The sequence below is a fragment of the Bradyrhizobium sp. AUGA SZCCT0431 genome (assembly GCF_018131065.1).
GTDB lineage: Bacteria > Pseudomonadota > Alphaproteobacteria > Rhizobiales > Xanthobacteraceae > Bradyrhizobium.
The window spans coordinates 110,365-126,699 of record NZ_JAFCLR010000019.1; the positions used below are offsets into that span (position 1 = coordinate 110,365).

The 16,335-nt window shown below is 62.9% G+C and carries 16 protein-coding genes; 6 read left to right on the plus strand and 10 right to left on the minus strand.

The window, feature by feature from the left end; genetic code table 11:
* Positions 1-9: 9 nt before the first annotated feature.
* Positions 10-987 carry a 4-hydroxy-3-methylbut-2-enyl diphosphate reductase gene (ispH, locus tag JQ567_RS20135; protein ID WP_212265192.1) on the minus strand — a complete coding sequence of 326 codons (978 nt, stop codon included), beginning with the start codon at positions 985-987 and terminating at the stop codon, positions 10-12.
* A gap of 220 nt (positions 988-1,207) precedes the next feature.
* On the opposite strand from ispH, the gene JQ567_RS20140 reads away from it, so the two are divergent.
* Entirely contained in the window at positions 1,208-1,906 is a 699-nt protein-coding gene (locus JQ567_RS20140) for a DUF1013 domain-containing protein (RefSeq protein ID WP_192735298.1), read from the plus strand.
* Between the two features lie 78 nt (positions 1,907-1,984).
* Here the strand turns inward: JQ567_RS20140 and JQ567_RS20145 are convergent, their stop codons facing one another.
* From JQ567_RS20145 to JQ567_RS20175, 7 genes are all read right to left on the minus strand, one after another.
* Positions 1,985-2,245 (minus strand): SemiSWEET transporter, encoded by a 261-nt coding sequence (locus JQ567_RS20145; RefSeq protein WP_212440426.1) that lies wholly within the window; start codon positions 2,243-2,245, stop codon positions 1,985-1,987.
* A gap of 70 nt (positions 2,246-2,315) precedes the next feature.
* A complete protein-coding gene (locus JQ567_RS20150; protein WP_212386381.1) occupies positions 2,316-2,534 on the minus strand; it encodes an alkylphosphonate utilization protein in 219 nt (72 codons plus the stop codon).
* Positions 2,535-2,741: 207 nt separating this feature from the next.
* A complete protein-coding gene (locus JQ567_RS20155) occupies positions 2,742-2,948 on the minus strand; it encodes a DUF6494 family protein (protein ID WP_212412055.1) in 207 nt (68 codons plus the stop codon).
* Between the two features lie 13 nt (positions 2,949-2,961).
* Positions 2,962-3,231, minus strand: a complete 270-nt coding sequence (locus JQ567_RS20160; protein WP_212265197.1) for a hypothetical protein — start codon at positions 3,229-3,231, stop codon at positions 2,962-2,964.
* Between the two features lie 233 nt (positions 3,232-3,464).
* Entirely contained in the window at positions 3,465-5,375 is a 1,911-nt protein-coding gene (locus tag JQ567_RS20165; RefSeq protein WP_212440427.1) for a propionyl-CoA synthetase, read from the minus strand.
* A gap of 209 nt (positions 5,376-5,584) precedes the next feature.
* Positions 5,585-6,940, minus strand: coding sequence for a tetratricopeptide repeat protein (locus JQ567_RS20170; RefSeq protein WP_212440428.1), 1,356 nt, complete (start codon positions 6,938-6,940; stop codon positions 5,585-5,587).
* Positions 6,941-7,050: 110 nt separating this feature from the next.
* Entirely contained in the window at positions 7,051-7,818 is a 768-nt protein-coding gene (locus JQ567_RS20175) for a hypothetical protein (protein WP_212440429.1), read from the minus strand.
* Positions 7,819-8,028: 210 nt separating this feature from the next.
* On the opposite strand from JQ567_RS20175, the gene JQ567_RS20180 reads away from it, so the two are divergent.
* Positions 8,029-8,799, plus strand: a complete 771-nt coding sequence (locus JQ567_RS20180; protein WP_212440430.1) for a hypothetical protein — start codon at positions 8,029-8,031, stop codon at positions 8,797-8,799.
* 23 nt (positions 8,800-8,822) lie between these two features.
* On the opposite strand, the gene JQ567_RS20185 is transcribed toward JQ567_RS20180, so the two are convergent.
* Positions 8,823-9,626 (minus strand): SDR family NAD(P)-dependent oxidoreductase, encoded by an 804-nt coding sequence (locus JQ567_RS20185; protein ID WP_212440431.1) that lies wholly within the window; start codon positions 9,624-9,626, stop codon positions 8,823-8,825.
* A gap of 253 nt (positions 9,627-9,879) precedes the next feature.
* On the opposite strand from JQ567_RS20185, the gene JQ567_RS20190 reads away from it, so the two are divergent.
* From JQ567_RS20190 to JQ567_RS20205, 4 genes are all read left to right on the plus strand, one after another.
* Positions 9,880-11,886 (plus strand): TRAP transporter fused permease subunit, encoded by a 2,007-nt coding sequence (locus tag JQ567_RS20190; RefSeq protein ID WP_249165569.1) that lies wholly within the window; start codon positions 9,880-9,882, stop codon positions 11,884-11,886.
* A gap of 31 nt (positions 11,887-11,917) precedes the next feature.
* Positions 11,918-12,892: a TAXI family TRAP transporter solute-binding subunit gene (locus JQ567_RS20195; RefSeq protein ID WP_212440433.1), complete on the plus strand. Its 975-nt coding sequence runs from the start codon at positions 11,918-11,920 to the stop codon at positions 12,890-12,892.
* A 212-nt stretch (positions 12,893-13,104) separates the two neighbouring features.
* Entirely contained in the window at positions 13,105-14,112 is a 1,008-nt protein-coding gene (locus tag JQ567_RS20200; RefSeq protein ID WP_212440434.1) for a tripartite tricarboxylate transporter substrate binding protein, read from the plus strand.
* A gap of 359 nt (positions 14,113-14,471) precedes the next feature.
* Entirely contained in the window at positions 14,472-15,689 is a 1,218-nt protein-coding gene (locus JQ567_RS20205) for an EAL domain-containing protein (protein WP_212440435.1), read from the plus strand.
* Positions 15,690-15,732: 43 nt separating this feature from the next.
* Here the strand turns inward: JQ567_RS20205 and JQ567_RS20210 are convergent, their stop codons facing one another.
* Positions 15,733-16,323 (minus strand): GNAT family protein, encoded by a 591-nt coding sequence (locus tag JQ567_RS20210; RefSeq protein ID WP_312017433.1) that lies wholly within the window; start codon positions 16,321-16,323, stop codon positions 15,733-15,735.
* Positions 16,324-16,335 lie beyond the last annotated feature (12 nt).

Consider the following 16,335-nt stretch of genomic DNA (forward strand, 5'->3'; position numbering starts at 1 on the left):
AGACGCGCCCTAAGCTGCGTCGGGCCGCAGCGAACGCGGCAGCGGGAAGAATTCGTTTTCTTCCGCGGCCGAGACCGTCTCCACATGCAGCGTATAGCGCTCGGCGAACGCGCCCATGATCTCCTCGACGATCACTTCCGGCGCGGAGGCGCCCGCCGTGATGCCGAGGCTCTTGATGCCTTCGAACCGCGACCAGTCGAGATCGCTGGCGCGCTGCGCCAGCACCGAGACCGGGCAGCCCTCGCGCTCGGCGACTTCGCGCAGGCGCTGCGAGTTCGAGGAGTTCGGCGCGCCGACCACGATCAGGGCGTCAACCACCGGCGCCACCTTCTTCACCGCAAGCTGGCGGTTGGTGGTGGCGTAGCAGATGTCTTCCTTGTGCGGGCCGGAGATGTTCGGGAAACGCTCCTTCAGCATCGCGACGATCTCGGCGGTGTCGTCGATCGACAGCGTCGTCTGGGTCACGAAGGCGAGGTTGTCCGGATTCTTCGGCGTGAACGTCTTGGCGTCTTCGTTGGTCTCGATCAGCGTCACCGCGCCCGGCGGCAACTGGCCGAGCGTGCCGACCACTTCCGGATGATGGGAATGCCCGATCAGCAGGATTTCACGGCCACGCTTGAAATGGATCGCGGCCTCGCGGTGCACCTTGGTGACCAGGGGGCAGGTGGCGTCCAGCGAGAAGAAATTGCGCGCACGGGCGTCCGCCGGAACCGACTTCGGAACGCCGTGGGCGGAGAACACCACCGGTGCGTTGGTATTGTCGGGAATTTCGGCCAGTTCCTCGACGAAGATCGCGCCCTTGGTCCTCAGGCTGTCGACGACATAGCGGTTATGCACGATCTCGTGGCGGACATAGACGGGGGCGCCATAGATCGCGAGCGCCCGCTCGACGGTGTCGATGGCCCGTACCACGCCGGCACAGAAGCCGCGGGGGGAACAAAGCACGATTTTCAGGTCGGGTTTGGCTGACGCTGACAAGGAAGACATGGGGGCTATCTCAGGGACCGAATCACCCCTCGCCAGTGGGCGGGGAACGGCTAATTCGTATAAGGACTTGGGGCTGCATTTGGGCGCTGTCAAGGCACTTTAGCAGGCCATTGCGCCAATGGGCCCTCAAGGGGTATATAGGCCCGGAATTCCCGTCATCCCCGATGACCGCAGACTTCGCCTCCAAAAAGAGGTGGGCGAGGCACAAAGGAGATTTGCCATGAGCAATGCACCGCTGATGCCAAAGGCGACTGCCGTGTGGCTGGTTGATAATACCGCACTGACCTTCGACCAGGTGGCCGATTTCACCAAAATGCACCCCCTGGAGGTCCGCGCCATCGCCGACGGCGACGCGGCGCAGGGCATCAAGGGCATGGACCCGATTTCGACCGGCCAATTGAGCCGCGACGAGATCGAAAGGGGCGAAAAGGACCCGAACTACCGCCTCAAGCTCGGCGAGAGCAAGGTTACCCTGCCCCCGGCGGCCAAGAAAAAGGGCCCGCGCTACACCCCGGTGTCGCGCCGCCATGAGCGGCCGAGCGCGATCCTCTGGCTGGTGCGCAACCATCCCGAGCTGAAGGACGCCCAGATCATGCGCCTGGTCGGCACCACCAAGACCACCATTGCCTCAGTCCGCGACCGCACCCACTGGAACGCCTCGACCCTGACCCCGATGGACCCGGTGACATTGGGCCTGTGCTCGCAGATCGAGCTCGATTTCGAGGTGCAGCGCGCCGCCAAGGAAAAGCCGGTCCCCGCCGCCTACGGCGGTGCCACCCTGCTGCCGGCCTCCGAGACCACCAAGAAGGAGCCGGAATTCGAGCCGACCGAAAAGCAGCGCGACGACCTCAACGTCGACGCCGTGTTCGCCAAGCTGAAGACGATCGGCGGCAAGAAGCAGGACGACGACGAGGAGTAGGTTTTCCGTATTCCGGTTACGGGATCTCAAACGCGGCGGGGCAACCTGCCGCGTTTTTGTATTTGTGCGCTTCGGCGCTCAGCCGTATTTCAGCTTCATGAATAAAACTCCGCCGGCCAGCACGATCGTGATGGCATTGGCAACGATCAACGGCCCATCTCCGGAAAGCAGGCCGTACACCAGCCACAGCAGGATGCCGACCACCATGACGAGAAACATTCCGAGCGAAATGTCTTCCGTCGAGCGGGTTCGCCAGACTTTTACGAATTGCGGGACGTAAGCGAGAGTCGTGCACGTAGCGGCGGCAAACCCCAGGAATTTGATTGCGATCGGTTCCATGGGCTTCTTATAACATCGATTCGAAGAGTGGAGCGGTAGCGGTAGCGTGCCTCGCTGCGGCGAACCTCCCTCACGCTTTCTTCAAAAATTCCGTGCGCAGCACCAGGCCCTTGACCTTGTCGGTGCGGCCTTCGATCTCGTCTTCGTTGTCGGTGAGGCGGATGTTCTTGATCACGGTGCCACGCTTCAGCACGGTGGACGAGCCCTTCAGCTTCAGGTCCTTGATCAGCGTGACGGTGTCGCCCTCGGCAAGCAGCGCGCCGTTCGAATCTCTGACCTTGATGTCCATGAAGTACGTCCTTCTAAAAAAGTCGAAGTGCTTCTTTCTTCCTTCTCCCCTTGTGGGAGCCGAGACGAGCGAAGCTCGCTCTTAGGTGGCGCGCGGAGCGCGCCGGATGAGGGGTCTCTATCCGCGGAGACAGACCCCTCACCCGTCGAGATGCTTCGCATCTCGCCACCCTCTCCCACAAGGGGAGAGGGGAAGAAAGAGTCGCGCCTAGCCCAGTTCGATTTCGTCGTTAATCTCGTGCGTGAGGCTGACGCCGCCGAGCGTCAGCGTCATCTTGGCCGGCAGCTTCTCGTTGCCCTTGAGGCGGCCGCTGGCGACGGCGTCGCGGACCGCTTTTTCGATTTCGCGCTGCGAGGTGATGCCGACCTTCTTGAGAAAGCCGCGCAGGCTGGTGTTGAAAACGTCTTCGTTCATGATGACCTCCTGATCACGGTCTGGTCGGATTGTTCAACATTTGCTCGGCGAGGTTTCGCTGGGCACGGTCGGTGCGGGCGTTGGCATTGCCGCGCTGCACGTCACGGTTCTTGCGGCAGATGACGTAGTCGTTCGACCCCGGCGCCACGTTGTTGGCGCGGCAGAACGCATCGTCGTCGGCGCTGGTATCGGCCATGGTCGGCTGGCCCTTCTCCAGGCAGCCCGCCAGCAGCGGGGCGGTAAGCAGGAGGGCGATGAGAAGTCGAGCGGGGTTATGTCGCATGACTGATCCATGGGTCCGGTTTCGTCATTGCCGGGCTTGACCCGGCAATCCATCGAAATCAAGGCATTTTGCCTGATAGTTGATGGATGCTCGGGTCGAGCCCGGGCATGACGGGAAACTGTCATTCCGGGGCGATGCGAAGCATCGAACCTCAGGTGCGCAATTGCGCACCGGGGAATCTCGAGATTCCGGGTCTGGTCCTTCGGACCATCCCGGAATGACGGCCAACAAAATCACACCCTGCCCTTCAGCGCGTCGCCGATTTCGTCGAGCACCTTGGGATCCTCGATGGTCGCCGGCATGGTCCAGGTATCGCCGTCGGCGATTTTCTTGATGGTGCCGCGCAGGATTTTTCCGGAACGGGTTTTGGGCAGGCGGCCGACCGTGATCGCAAGCTTGAAGGCGGCGACCGGGCCGAGCTTGTCGCGCACCAGCGCTACAACTTCTTTCTCGACCTCCGCCGGGCTCTTCGAAACGCCGGCCTTCAGCACCAGAAAACCGCAGGGCACCTCGCCCTTGATCGCATCCTTGATGCCGAGCACCGCGCATTCGGCGACGTCGGGATGCGAGGCCAGGATTTCCTCCATGCCGCCGGTGGAAAGCCGGTGGCCGGCGACGTTGATGATGTCGTCGGTGCGGCCCATCACGAACACATAGCCGTCTTCGTCCTTGTAGCCGGCGTCGGAGGTTTTGTAATAGCCGGGAAATTCAGTGAGATAGGCCTCCTTGAAACGCGCCTCCTGCTCCCACAGCGTCGGCAGGCAGGCCGGCGGCATCGGCAGTTTTATGACGATCGAGCCCATGGTGCCCGCGGGCACCGGTCTTGCCGCCTCATCGACCACATCGACCTGATAGCCCGGCATCGGCACCGTCGGCGAACCGTGCTTGACCGGCAGCATGCCGAGCCCCACCGGATTGCCGGCGATGCACCAGCCGGTTTCGGTCTGCCACCAGTGATCGATGACAGGCACCTTCAACTGCTGCTCGGCCCATTCCACCGTCGGCGGATCGGCGCGTTCGCCGGCGAGAAACAGCGTGCGGAATTTCGACAGGTCGTATTTCCGGATGAAGGTGCCATCAGGGTCTTCCTTCTTGATGGCGCGGAACGCGGTCGGCGCGGTGAAGAAGGCGACCGCCTGGTGCTCGGAGATCACACGCCAGAACGCGCCGGCGTCCGGCGTGCCGACCGGCTTGCCCTCATACATGATCGAGGTCGCGCCATGGATCAGCGGTCCGTAAATGATGTAGCTGTGGCCGACCACCCAGCCGATGTCGGAGCCGCACCACCAGACCTCGCCGGGCTTGACGCCGTAGAGGTTGAACATCGACCATTTCAGCGCGACCAGATGACCGCCATTGTCGCGCACCACGCCCTTGGGAATCCCCGTGGTGCCCGAGGTGTAGAGGATGTACAGCGGATCGGTTGCCTTGACCGGTACGCAGGGCGCCGTTTTGCCGGCATCGAGCGCGGCGCGGCGCAATTCCGCCCAGTCCTGGTCGCGGCCTTTAGTGAGTTCGCAGGCCTGTTGCGGCCGCTGCAGAATCACGCAGGTTTGCGGCTTGACGCTTGACAGCCGGATCGCCTCGTCGAGCAGCGGCTTGTATTGCACGATGCGGCCGGGCTCGATGCCGCAGCTCGCCGAGAAGATCAGTTTTGGTTTCGCGTCCTCAATCCGGCTCGCGAGTTCCTTGGCCGCAAAACCGCCGAACACCACCGAGTGAACAGCGCCGATCCGCGCGCAGGCCAGCATCGCGAACACGGCCTCCACCACCATCGGCATATAGAGGATGACGCGGTCACCCTTGGTGACGCCAAAATCCTGCATGACGGCCGCGAGCGTCTGCACCTCTTTCAGCATCTGCGCATAGGTGAATCTGGAAACGATATTGGTCAGCGGCGAGTCGTGGATCAGCGCCACCTGATCGGCGCGCCCGCCTGCGACATGGCGGTCGAGCGCGTTGTAGCAGGTGTTGACGACGCCATCTGTGAACCAGCGGCCGTAGGGTCCCATCGTGGAATCGAAGATTTTCTTTGGGGCCTCGATCCAATCGATTTCGCGCGCCGCCTCGGCCCAAAAGCCTTCGGGATCCCGAAGCGAGCGGGCGTGGATTTCGTGGTACCGGCTTTTGTCGTGGACGTTCATGGCGCGCTCCCGATCCCGCCGCCTTCTTCGTCATGCCCGGGCTTGTCCCGGGCATCCACGTTCTTTGCATCCAATCAGAGAAGCAAGTCGTGGATGGCCGGGACAAGCCCGGCCATGACGGCGGGGCGACAATGGTATTTGCCACGCATTGTCACGGGAAGCGGCGCCAGATCAAGCCGTAACAGCTTGGTCGGAACGGCCAAACCCTACTACCGGGCGATGATATTGAGCTTATCCAGCCGCTCTTCCATCGCCTGGCGCAGATCGTAGCCGGGGCGGCCGAACGAAGCGTTGCGCTTGCCGATGAAATCGCGCTGCTGCCGGGTCAGCGCCAGCGCCGCGCGGTGGCTGCCCGATTCCGCGCTCGCGACCACCCGCAGGAAGACGTCGTTGATACTGCGGTCGAGTTGGGCGAGGCCCGCATCGGAACAGATCGCCTTCTCCACCTGACGCCTGGCGGTGGCGCAATTGAAACTCGGCAAGTTCTTCTGGTTGCCCAGCGAGCCCAGCCGTTCGATCTCCTGCGCGACCTCCTGATGGTTGGTGGCCGCGGTCTTGTCGGAGGGGTTGAGGCGGACCGCCTCGGCGTAATCCTGCAACGCACGCGCGCGGTCGCCCTTCCGGACCCATGCCGAGCCGCGGTTGTTGTAAGCGCGCTGGAATTTCGGATCCAGTTTCAATGCCGCATCATAATCCGCGATGGCGCGGTCATAGTCCTTGCGCGCCTGATGGGCGTCGCCGCGATTGACCAGGAATTTCGGCTGCGGCTGGATTTTGATCGCCTCGTCGTAGTCGGCGATCGCGCCGGCGTAATCGCCATTGGCGGCGAGGTCCAGCCCGCGATTGTCGAAGAATTCCGGCTGCGACGGATCGATCCGGATCGCCGACGTAGAGTCCTGCAGCGCGCGGTCGGTGCGGCCAATTTTCTTGTAGGCCGCGCCGCGATTGGTATAGGTCCGCGCGTTGTTCGGATCGAGACGGATCGCAGAATCGTAATCGGCGATCGCCTTCTTGTACTCGCCCTTGAAATACCAGGCGGCGCCGCGATCCGAAAACGCCTGCGCGAAATCGGGCTTCAGCCGCAGCGCCTCATTATAATCCTCGATGGCGCGATCGAATTTGCCGGCATTGTTGAAGGCATTGCCACGGTTGGCATAGCCATTGGCGTTTTCGGGCTCGAGCCGGATGGCCTCGTTGAGCGCGACAAATGCCGCCTCCGTCTTGCCGCCCTGGCGCAGCATCTCGCCGCGAGCGCGGAAGGCGCGGGCACGATGGGGGTCCTTGGCAATGACCGCATCGATCTCGGCCAATGCCTTGACGGCCTGGCCGCCGCTGTAGAGCGCGACGGCGCGGGTGATGGTGGCATCGAGACGGTCGGCCTCCGGCGTCGCCGGATTGTCGATCAGCGCGGTGCAGCTTTCGATCAGCTTGGGCGGTGCTGCGTCGGTCAGGGGCGCGCAGATAACCGGCGGCTCGGCGGCGGTTTGGGCGATGGCCCCGTTGATGGTCAGAATGGTGATGGCAAGCGCCGCGCTGGCGGCAAGGGGCGAAACAAATGATCGCATGACCGGCTCTTGGGAATACTAGCTGGGTTGAACGGCAATGCCGCGTCGCTTGGTCGCCCCAAGTCCGCCCAAGGTTCGAAAGCCAGCCATTGCGTGGACAATGCCGGCGTTCAGCGCGACTCGATCGCCAGCAATTGGTCGAGCCGTTCCTTCATGGCCCTGCGCAAATCGTAACCCGGCTGGCCGAAGGCGGCGCTGCGGCGGGCGACGAAATCATCCTGCTCACGCTGCAGGGCACGGGCGCGCGGGCTGTCGGCGGTCGCATCGCGGACCACCTTGGTGTTCACGGCACTGATCTCGCGGTCAAACTTGGCAAGGTCCGGACTGGCGCAGATCGCCTTCTCCACCGGCTGCTTCGTGGTGGCGCAGTTGAAGCTCGGCTTGTTGTAGACCGCCATCAGCGCGCCGAGACGCTCGAGTTCCTGCGCCAGCGATTTGTAATTGCCGCGCGCGGTGGGATGCTCCGGGTTGAGCTTGATCGCCATGCCGAAGTCCTGCAATGCCTTCGGCCGGTCGCCCTTCTTGCGCCAGAGTTCGCCGCGCGCGTTGAAGATATCGGCCAGCGCCGGATCGAGCCGCAGCACGCCGTCATAATCGGCAATGGCGCGGTCGATCAGATCCTTGCGATCGTTGGCGCCGCCGCGCGCGATCAATGCCTTGATGCGGTCGGACCTCGCGGTCTTTTCGTTGCGGATCAACGCGCCGCAAACGCTGATGGTCCTGTCGTCGTCATTGGCCGCCGCCGCCGCAACGCAAGGTGCGGGATCGACTTGCGGATCCTTGGCTGGCTCGGCGCCGGTTGCGAACGCGGCTTGCACGAACGCCGTCCACAGCAGGGAAGCGACGAAAATATTGCGGATGATAGGACAACCTCGCATCAACAGACCCGAAAAAACGCTCTCGACGACAGACAATCCTAGCAAGCGAGGTGCGCTTCCGACAGCGGCCAACGCGAATTTCGTTAGCCGTTCGAAACCCGATTTTGGCTGAAAGATGACGTCCGGGAAGCCGCGCTTTTCGCCTGCAAGTGTACATATCCATTGAAGAATTTTCGTTGAACCTTTCCTCTTCTTGGACGACTCAAAACCATGACCATCCTGACCGATACCACTCCGCCGCGCGCGATCGCGTATTCCCAAACCGGTTATTTTTACTTCTACATGGCGCTGGCCTGCACGGCCGTCGCGTTTCTCGGCTTTGCCCCGACCTATTGGCTGCCGATGATGTCGCGATCGCTGTCAGCCTCACCTGTCGTCCATGTTCACGGCCTGCTGTTTTTCGCCTGGTCGCTCTACTTTGCGTTCCAGACCTGGTTCGCCGCATCGGGAAATGTCACCCGGCACCGCGCAATCGGGATGATCGGCGTGTCGCTGGCGACCGCGATGACGATCTTCGGCTTTTTGGTTGCGGTCAACGCGATGAAGCGATCGGCCGCGGCCGGGCTGACCAGTGAAGGCATCGCGTTTGCGATCGTCCCGCTCAGCGGCATCCTGTTCTTCGCGGTGGTGTTCGCGCTGGGAATCGCGAACATCCGCCGGGGCGAAACCCACAAGCGGCTGATGCTGCTGGCCGGCATTTCGCTGCTGGATGCGGCCGTGGCGCGCTGGTTTCTCACCTTCCTGGCGCCTCCCGGGCCGCTCGGCCCGCCGCCGGTGCCCGTCACCATCCCGCCGGCCTTCGTCGCCTATCTGCTGCTCGTGGTCGCCATCGTGCACGACTGGCGCACGCGCGGCCGCCCGCATCCGGTCTATATCTATGGCGGCGCCGCGCTGATCGCCGTCAAGCTGCTGAACTGGCCGATCAGCATGACGCCGATGTGGCACTCCTTCGCCGGCGGCATATTGGCGATGGCGCAGTAGCCGAAGCCCGGACAGCGCTTCGCTTATGCCGACCTCGCCGTCATCCCGCCATCGACGACGAGTTCGAGCCCGGTGACGTAGCGGGATTCGTCGGAAGCCAAAAACAGCGCCGCATTGGCGACATCCCAGGCGTCGCCCATGTGCCCCATCGGCACCTGGGCGTCGCGCGCCCGCCACATCGCCTCGACATCACCCTTGGCATAACTCGCCGCAAGACCTGCAGAGTGCTCGACCATTGGCGTTTTCATCAGGCCCGGCAGAATGCAATTCACCCGGACATGATCGGCTGCGAACTGCACCGCCGTGGTGCGCGTCATCTGGTTCATCGCCGCCTTCGACGCCCCATAGGAGACGTAGGAAATGCCGACGTGGCGGATCGAGGCGATCGATGAAATATTGATGATCGAGCCGCCGCCCTGTTTCTGCATCACCGGAATAACGTGCTTCATGGCGAGGAAGGCGCTCTTGAGGTTGACCGCGAACACGCGGTCCCATTCGGATTCCGTCGTCTCGACCACGCTGCCCATTTCAGCAATGCCGACATTGTTGTCGAGCACATCGATACGGCCATAGGTCTTCAGGCAGGCCGCCACCATCGCCTCGACATCGGCGGCGCGCGAGACGTCGGCGGTGAAGGACGCCGCCTTGCCGCCCTCGCCCGTGATGATCTTCACGGTCTCTTCGGCCGCCGCCGCGTTGCGATCGACGCAAAACACCTGCGCACCCTCGCGAGCAAAAGTCGCCGCGGTCGCCTTGCCGTTGCCCCAGCCGGGCCCGATCGAACCCGCGCCGACCACCATCGCCGTCTTGCCCTTGAGCCGTTCCATCGACGTCTCTCCCCTTGATTTGGACGGGAAGTTGAACGGGCATGTGCCCGCGGTCAACCCGTCCAGTGCGTGGCGGCCGATGCAACCCTCGCATGGATGTAACCATCCCAAAGTCTTTCGATTTATGCACTTGCCACGCCTCCCCAAACCGGCATGAATGCGCCGCCGTTAAAGGCCCCGGCGATCCAGCCGGGAGATATCAATGCGCTCCGGGGGAAGCATGGCCGCACAGGGTCAACCACCAGGCAATTCTTTGCCCAATGACGACGTCATCGCCGTTTCCGACGAAGCGCTGCATAAGGCGGAATTGTTCATCGAGGCCGAGGAAGGCGCGGCCAACCGCCTGATGGGATGGGCGGGACGGATCTCGACCACCATTGCGGTGGTGATGAGCCTGTTCCACCTCTATGCGGCCTACGCGATCGTTCCGACCCAGGAACTGCGCTATACCCACGTCGCCTTCACGCTGGTGCTGAGCTTCCTGCTGTTTCCGCTGGCGACCCGGTTTCGCAACCGGGTGCGCTGGTGGGACGTGGTGCCGGGTATCTTTGCGGTCGCGACCATCGTCTATGCGCTCTGGGGCGGCGAGGACTTTACCGACCGCGCCACCTCGCCCGACCGCTGGGACGTCATCGTCGGCGTCGTCTTCATCGTGCTCGTGCTGGAGGCGACGCGGCGCACCACCGGCCTGATCATGCCCGTCGTGGCAGTGTTGTTCATCGCCTATGCGATGCTTGGCCCGCATCTGCCGGCGCCATGGACCCATCGCGGCTACGATCTGCCCCGGCTGGTCGGTCATCTCTTCATCACCCTGGAAGGTATTTTTGGCGTCGCGGTCGACGTGTCGGCGACCCTGATCATCCTTTTTACGATCTATGGTGCGTTCCTGGCGCAATCCGGTGCCGGCAAGTTCTTCATCGATTTCTCGCTGGCGCTCATGGGCGGCAAGGCGAACAGCGCCGGCAGAACCGTGGTGCTGTCCTCGTTCCTGCTCGGCGGCCCCTCCGGATCCGGCGTCGCCACGACCGTGATGATCGGCACCGTGGCCTCCCCGATGCTGGCCAAGGCCGGCTTTGAGAAAAACGCCGCCGGCGGTCTGCTGGCGGCCGGCGGCCTCGGCGCCATCCTGTCGCCGCCGGTGCTCGGCGCCGCGGCCTTCCTGATCGCCGAGTTTCTCAAGATCAGCTATCTCGACGTGATCTGGATGGCGACGATTCCGACCTGTCTCTATTACATGTCGCTGCTGTTCATGGTCGAACTGGATGCGAAAAAATTCGGCGCCAAGGACGTCAACTTCACGCCGGAGATGTCGCTCGGACAGATGACCCGGCGCTACGGCTTTCATTTCATCTCGCTGCTCGCCGTGGTCGTATTCATGGTGATCGGCTATTCGCCGTCGCTGTCGGTGTTCTACGCCATCGTCGTGACCTTCGCGCTGAGCTTCCTGCGCAAGGAAACCGCGCTGGTGCCGAGCAAACTGGTCAAGGCGCTGGCGGAAGGCTCGACCGGCGCGCTGAACGCGGCGACCACCTGCGCCTGCGCCGGCATCGTGGTCGGCATCGTCACGCTGACCGGTCTCGGTCTCAAATTCTCGGCGATCGTGATCAGCTATGCCGGCGGCAGTCTGCTGCTGACGGCGATCTACACCGCGCTGATCGTGTGGATCATCGGTCTCGCGGTGCCGGTGACCGCCTCCTACATCATCTGCGCGGTGATCGCCGCTCCGGCGCTGATCAAACTCGGCGTGCCCGATTACGCCGCGCACATGTTCATCTTCTATTACGCCGTGCTGTCGGAGGTATCGCCGCCGACCGCGCTGTCGCCGTTCGCAGCGGCTGCCATCACCGGCGGCGATCCCTACAAGACCACGCTGCAGTCATGGAAATACACCTTGCCGGCGTTCCTGGTGCCGTTCGTGTTCGTGCTCGATCCGCAGGGCGTCGGATTGCTGCTCTCGATCCCCAAGGGCGGATCATGGCTCGACATCCTAGAAATCACGATCAAGACGACGCTGGGACTGCTGGCGCTGGCCTCAGTTGCCCAGAACTGGGCGCTGCGACAAAATACGCGGGTCGAGGGAGGCCTGCTTCTGCTATCCGGATTGCTGCTGGTATTTCCGAGTTTGATCGAGGCGATCGTCGAATGGATGATCGGCCGCGATATCAGCTACACTTACGTGCCCGGGCTGATCATCGGCTTCGGCGTGTTGCTGTGGCAGTCGAGAACGCGGGCGCCGAAACGACCGGTGCTTACAACTTAAGTCCAAGAATAAGGTCAAGGGAGTAATTGAGATGAAAATAATGAAAAAGACCGTGGCCGTGCTGGCTGTGACTGTTGCGGCCGGACTCGCCTTCGCTGGCATCGTCCACGCCCAGCAGAAGACGATGTCGATCGGTACCGGCGGAACCGGCGGCGTCTACTATCCGCTTGGCGGCGCCGTCGCCAACGTGCTGTCAAAGAGCCTTCCCAACGTGCAGGCCACGGCCGAAGTCACCGGCGGCTCGATCGACAATCTCAAGCTGATCGGCACCGGGCAGAGCGAGATGGGCTTCACCATGGCCGATGCCGCGCTCGACGCGCTGCAGGGCCAGGACAAGTTCAAGAGTGGCAAGCTGCCGTTGCAGGCGCTGCTCGTGGTCTATCCGAACCGCATGCATGTGGTGACCGTCGAAGGTACCGGCATTACGACCATGGCGGATCTCAAGGGCAAGCGCGTCTCGACCGGTTCTCCGGGCGGCGCGACCGAAGTGATGGCGTTCCGCGTCATCGAAGCCGCCGGTCTCGACAAGGACAAGGACATGAAGCGCGAGCGGCTCGGCGTTGCCGAATCCGTCAACGCCATCAAGGACCGCAAGATCGACGCGTTCTTCTGGGTCGGCGGCATCCCGACCGCGGCGGTGACCGATCTCGCGGCAACGCCAGGCTTGAAGATGAAGCTGGTCGACCACGGCGATCTCGCCGAGAAGATGAACGCCAAATACGGCAAACTCTACACGTCAAGCAAGATCAAGGCGGGCTCCTATCCCGGCTACGACAAGGACAATTCCATCACCGAGGTCTGGAACCTGATCGTGACCGGCGACAAGATGAGCAACGACGATGCCTACACGATCGTCAAGACGCTGGTGGAGAAGAAGGCCGACATCGTTGCCGTGCACAAGGAAGCCGAGAGCTTCTCGCTCGACAACCAGGTGCAGGACCGCTCGCCGATCCCGTTCCATCCCGGGGCGCTGAAGTATTTCAAGGAAAAAGGCATCGGCGGCTAAGCCGGCTACCTGCAGTTTTTTGATTGCATTTGACCGCGGTCTGCCAAGGGCCGCGGTCATTTCTTTGAGCTGGCTGTTTCTCGCTGCAATCGCTGGTCGGCCTGACCGGGTTTTGCGCCCATGATGCCGGAGACCCCGAGGCATGACGCCGACGGGGGTGGTGGTCGCGCCGATTAACAAATACGGTCCGCCGAAATTTTGGAGGGACCGACATGGCTTCGAAGATTATCCATCCGTACCGCCTCAACCGCCGCGCTGTGCTGACCGGCGCGGCTGCCTTTGGCGGTATGTCGCTGTTGCCGCGCCGTGCGGGCGCCGATCAATGGCCGACACGGCCGGTCAAACTGGTCGTGCCGTTCGCGGCCGGCGGCACCACCGACATCCTGGCGCGCGTGGTCGCGGCAAAAGTCTCCGAGGAATTCGGCCAGCAATTCATCGTCGAAAACAAGACCGGCGCCGGCGGCAACATCGCGGCTGAATTCGTCGCGAAGGCCGAGCCCGACGGTTACACCTTCGTGGTGGGAACGCCTGGCACGCACGCCATCAACCAGTTCGTGTTCAAGAACATGAGCTACGACCAGGCCAGCGATATCGCCCCGGTCATCATCATCGCGCGGGTACCCAATCTTTGTTCGGTCACCAATTCGCTGCCGGTGAAATCGGTTGCGGAACTGATCGCCTATGCCAAATCGAAGCGGGGCGAGTTGTTCTACGGCACGCCGGGGCTCGGCAGCACCGCGCATGTCTCGACCGAATTGTTCAAGTCGATGACCGGCGTAGAGATGACCCATGTGCCGTACAAGGGCAGCGCACCGGCGCTGACCGACCTGATCGCCGGCCGTGTGCAACTGACGATCGACAATTTGCCGGCCTCGCAGCCATTCGCCGAATCCAACTCGATCCGCCCACTGGCGGTCTCCTCTGCCAGGCGCTGGCCGGGCCTGCCGGATCTGCCGACGATCGCGGAAGCCGGGGTACCCGGTTACGAGGCGGCATCCTGGTTCACCATCGGTGCGCCGGCCAAGACGTCGAAGGAGATCATCGACCGGCTCAACGCCAGCGTCGACAAGTTTCTCAAGACCGACGACGGCATCGCGCGGCTGCGCAAGCTCGGCGCCGAGCCGGCCGGCGGGTCGCCCGCGGACATGCAAGCTTACGTGCTGGCGGAAACCGAGAAGTGGGGCAAGGTGGCCAAGTTCGCCGGCATCAAGCCGGAGTGACGATCGCGTTCAGCTGACGCCGCGCGTCGAAGCGATTCTTCTGTTCGGCGAGAACATAAACCGTGGCCGCGCCGACAAGCGACCACAGGCGTTAACGCGCGTCCAGCAATGAAACAGCGCGCAAATGCACGCGTCCGTTCATAGAACATGCCCACGACAGCAACGACCAACGGATGGATCTCCATTGGGCTCCCGAGTTGCCATGTTACAGCCAGATGACTTGCCGCTTTCGTTACAATTCTAGTTTCATTGGCGGCTTTAACCTTACCTGCGCATTCATCACCGTGTCCCTAAAACTCCATGATTAGCGCCGCCGCGCGGATGTACGACTAGCGTCGATATCTGAGCAGGGGGACGGAATGAATCTGATCAATGCTAACGCGCATGCGCGCGCCGGTGGCTTCGGACTACGAAGGATGATGCCCCGCGCCTGCGTGGCCGACGCCAAGAAACACCTGCGACTGTTCCTCTCTGACGCGCTCGAGGAACTCGGTTTCATCACCAGCGCATGCGCTTGTGCAAGCGAGTTGGCGGGAGCGCTTGACGCACAACAGCCTGACCTCGTCGTGCTCGGCGTGTCCGTCAACGGGACCGAGGTCGGCGAAATTCTCGAAGTACTGGTCCGGAAAAATTTCGGCGGCAAGGTGCTCATCATCGGCCCACCGGACTCGATTATGGTAAAGGCGGTTCGGCAAATTGCCGAGGAATACGACATCGCGATGCTGCCCTCGCTGCCGACGCCCTTCAGCGCCGGAACGTTGCGGGCCAGCGTCGCTTCCCTGCTGCCCACCGAACCGGCGCCGAGCCCGGCGGTGGACGTGGCCGAGGCGCTGAAGGCCGGCTGGCTCGAATTGTGGTATCAGCAAAAGATCAATGCCCGCACCCTGGTTCCGAGCGGCGCGGAGGCGCTGGTGCGGATGCGACATCCCGCCTGGGGGGTCGTTCCACCGGCGTATTTCATTCCGGACGACAAGGATCCGCATTATCGCGCGCTGTCCGAGTTCGTGATCGGCCGCGCGATCGAGGATTGGCATTACCTTCTGGAGCAGCATGGTCCGGTTGATCTCTCGATCAACCTGCCGGTTTCGTTTTTAAGGGGGCACGAAACGGTGCGCGACCTGTGTCTTGGAATGCCCGATCATCCCGCGTTCGGCGGCTTGATCATCGAGATCGACAGCGCCGAGGTGACGGACAATCTGGATCTCGTGATCGACGTCGCCAGGCAGGTGCGCCTGCATAATATCGCGATTGCCGTCGACAATGTCGGCCCGGAATGGCCGGCGCTCATGGGGCTCCAGAACTTTCCATTCGTCGAGCTGAAAGTCGATCATCAGTTTGTCACCGGCTGCGCGGATGACCGCCTGAAGCAGACCGTATGCCGCCACATCATCGAGCTGGCGCAGGACCATGGTGCGCGCGCCATCGCCCAGGGCGTCGAAACCCGCACCGATTTTCTCGCCGCGCATGACATGGGCTTCGATCTGGTCCAGGGCTATCTGTTCAGCAAGCCGCTCGGGGTCAAGAAATTTGCCCGCTCGCCCCCCGTGCTGCCATCCCCCGCCGGGCCAAAGCCGTGAGGGGCGTTCGGTCCGACTCACCCGAACTTCATCAAGAACCGGGTCACGGATGAACCAGCCCCGTGCGCGCGCGGCCATGTTCATCGAAATTCTCGTCCGCGAGCCATGCGGCGATGGCGGCGCGGCGCGCCGGCCACTCGGCGGCGATGATCGAGTGCCACGCCACGTCGCAGCGACGCCCCTTGCTGAGGGCCGAGCCACGCCATGTACCCTCCGGCGTAAAACCGTAGCGCGCGGCCGCGTTCAGCGACGCCTGGTTTGCAGCGTTGCAGCGCCAGACCAGCCGCTGATACTGCAATTCCTCCATCGCATATTGCATCAGGAGAAAGATCGCTTCGGTCGCGGCCCGGGTTCGCTGCAGCCGCGGCGAAAACCAGATCGCCCCGATTTCGATCGCGCCGTCGGCTGGATAGATGTCGCACAGCGAAAGCCAGCCTTGAGCCACGCCGCTGCTGTTCGGCTGCACCGCCCAGAACGGCTGATCCGCCCGCCCGGCCAATTCGGTGATCAGCGCCAGCAAATCGCACGGCTGCGCGAACGGCCCGTACCGCAAATAGGCAAATGACGCATCGGCGCCCTGCGCGGCGTGCCAGAGTTCGTCCGCGTGTCCGGCGCCAAGCGGTTCGAGGGACACCGAACGTCCCTC

Excerpts from the sequence above, each read along its gene's own strand:
- ispH (WP_212265192.1), bottom strand. The coding sequence starts at position 987 with ATGTCTTCCTTGTCAGCGTCAGCCAAACCCGACCTGAAAATCGTGCTT.
- JQ567_RS20140 (WP_192735298.1), top strand. The coding sequence starts at position 1,208 with ATGAGCAATGCACCGCTGATGCCAAAGGCGACTGCCGTGTGGCTGGTT.
- JQ567_RS20145 (WP_212440426.1), bottom strand. The coding sequence starts at position 2,245 with ATGGAACCGATCGCAATCAAATTCCTGGGGTTTGCCGCCGCTACGTGC.
- JQ567_RS20150 (WP_212386381.1), bottom strand. The coding sequence starts at position 2,534 with ATGGACATCAAGGTCAGAGATTCGAACGGCGCGCTGCTTGCCGAGGGC.
- JQ567_RS20155 (WP_212412055.1), bottom strand. The coding sequence starts at position 2,948 with ATGAACGAAGACGTTTTCAACACCAGCCTGCGCGGCTTTCTCAAGAAG.
- JQ567_RS20160 (WP_212265197.1), bottom strand. The coding sequence starts at position 3,231 with ATGCGACATAACCCCGCTCGACTTCTCATCGCCCTCCTGCTTACCGCC.
- JQ567_RS20165 (WP_212440427.1), bottom strand. The coding sequence starts at position 5,375 with ATGAACGTCCACGACAAAAGCCGGTACCACGAAATCCACGCCCGCTCG.
- JQ567_RS20170 (WP_212440428.1), bottom strand. The coding sequence starts at position 6,940 with ATGCGATCATTTGTTTCGCCCCTTGCCGCCAGCGCGGCGCTTGCCATC.
- JQ567_RS20175 (WP_212440429.1), bottom strand. The coding sequence starts at position 7,818 with ATGCGAGGTTGTCCTATCATCCGCAATATTTTCGTCGCTTCCCTGCTG.
- JQ567_RS20180 (WP_212440430.1), top strand. The coding sequence starts at position 8,029 with ATGACCATCCTGACCGATACCACTCCGCCGCGCGCGATCGCGTATTCC.
- JQ567_RS20185 (WP_212440431.1), bottom strand. The coding sequence starts at position 9,626 with ATGGAACGGCTCAAGGGCAAGACGGCGATGGTGGTCGGCGCGGGTTCG.
- JQ567_RS20195 (WP_212440433.1), top strand. The coding sequence starts at position 11,918 with ATGAAAATAATGAAAAAGACCGTGGCCGTGCTGGCTGTGACTGTTGCG.
- JQ567_RS20200 (WP_212440434.1), top strand. The coding sequence starts at position 13,105 with ATGGCTTCGAAGATTATCCATCCGTACCGCCTCAACCGCCGCGCTGTG.
- JQ567_RS20205 (WP_212440435.1), top strand. The coding sequence starts at position 14,472 with ATGAATCTGATCAATGCTAACGCGCATGCGCGCGCCGGTGGCTTCGGA.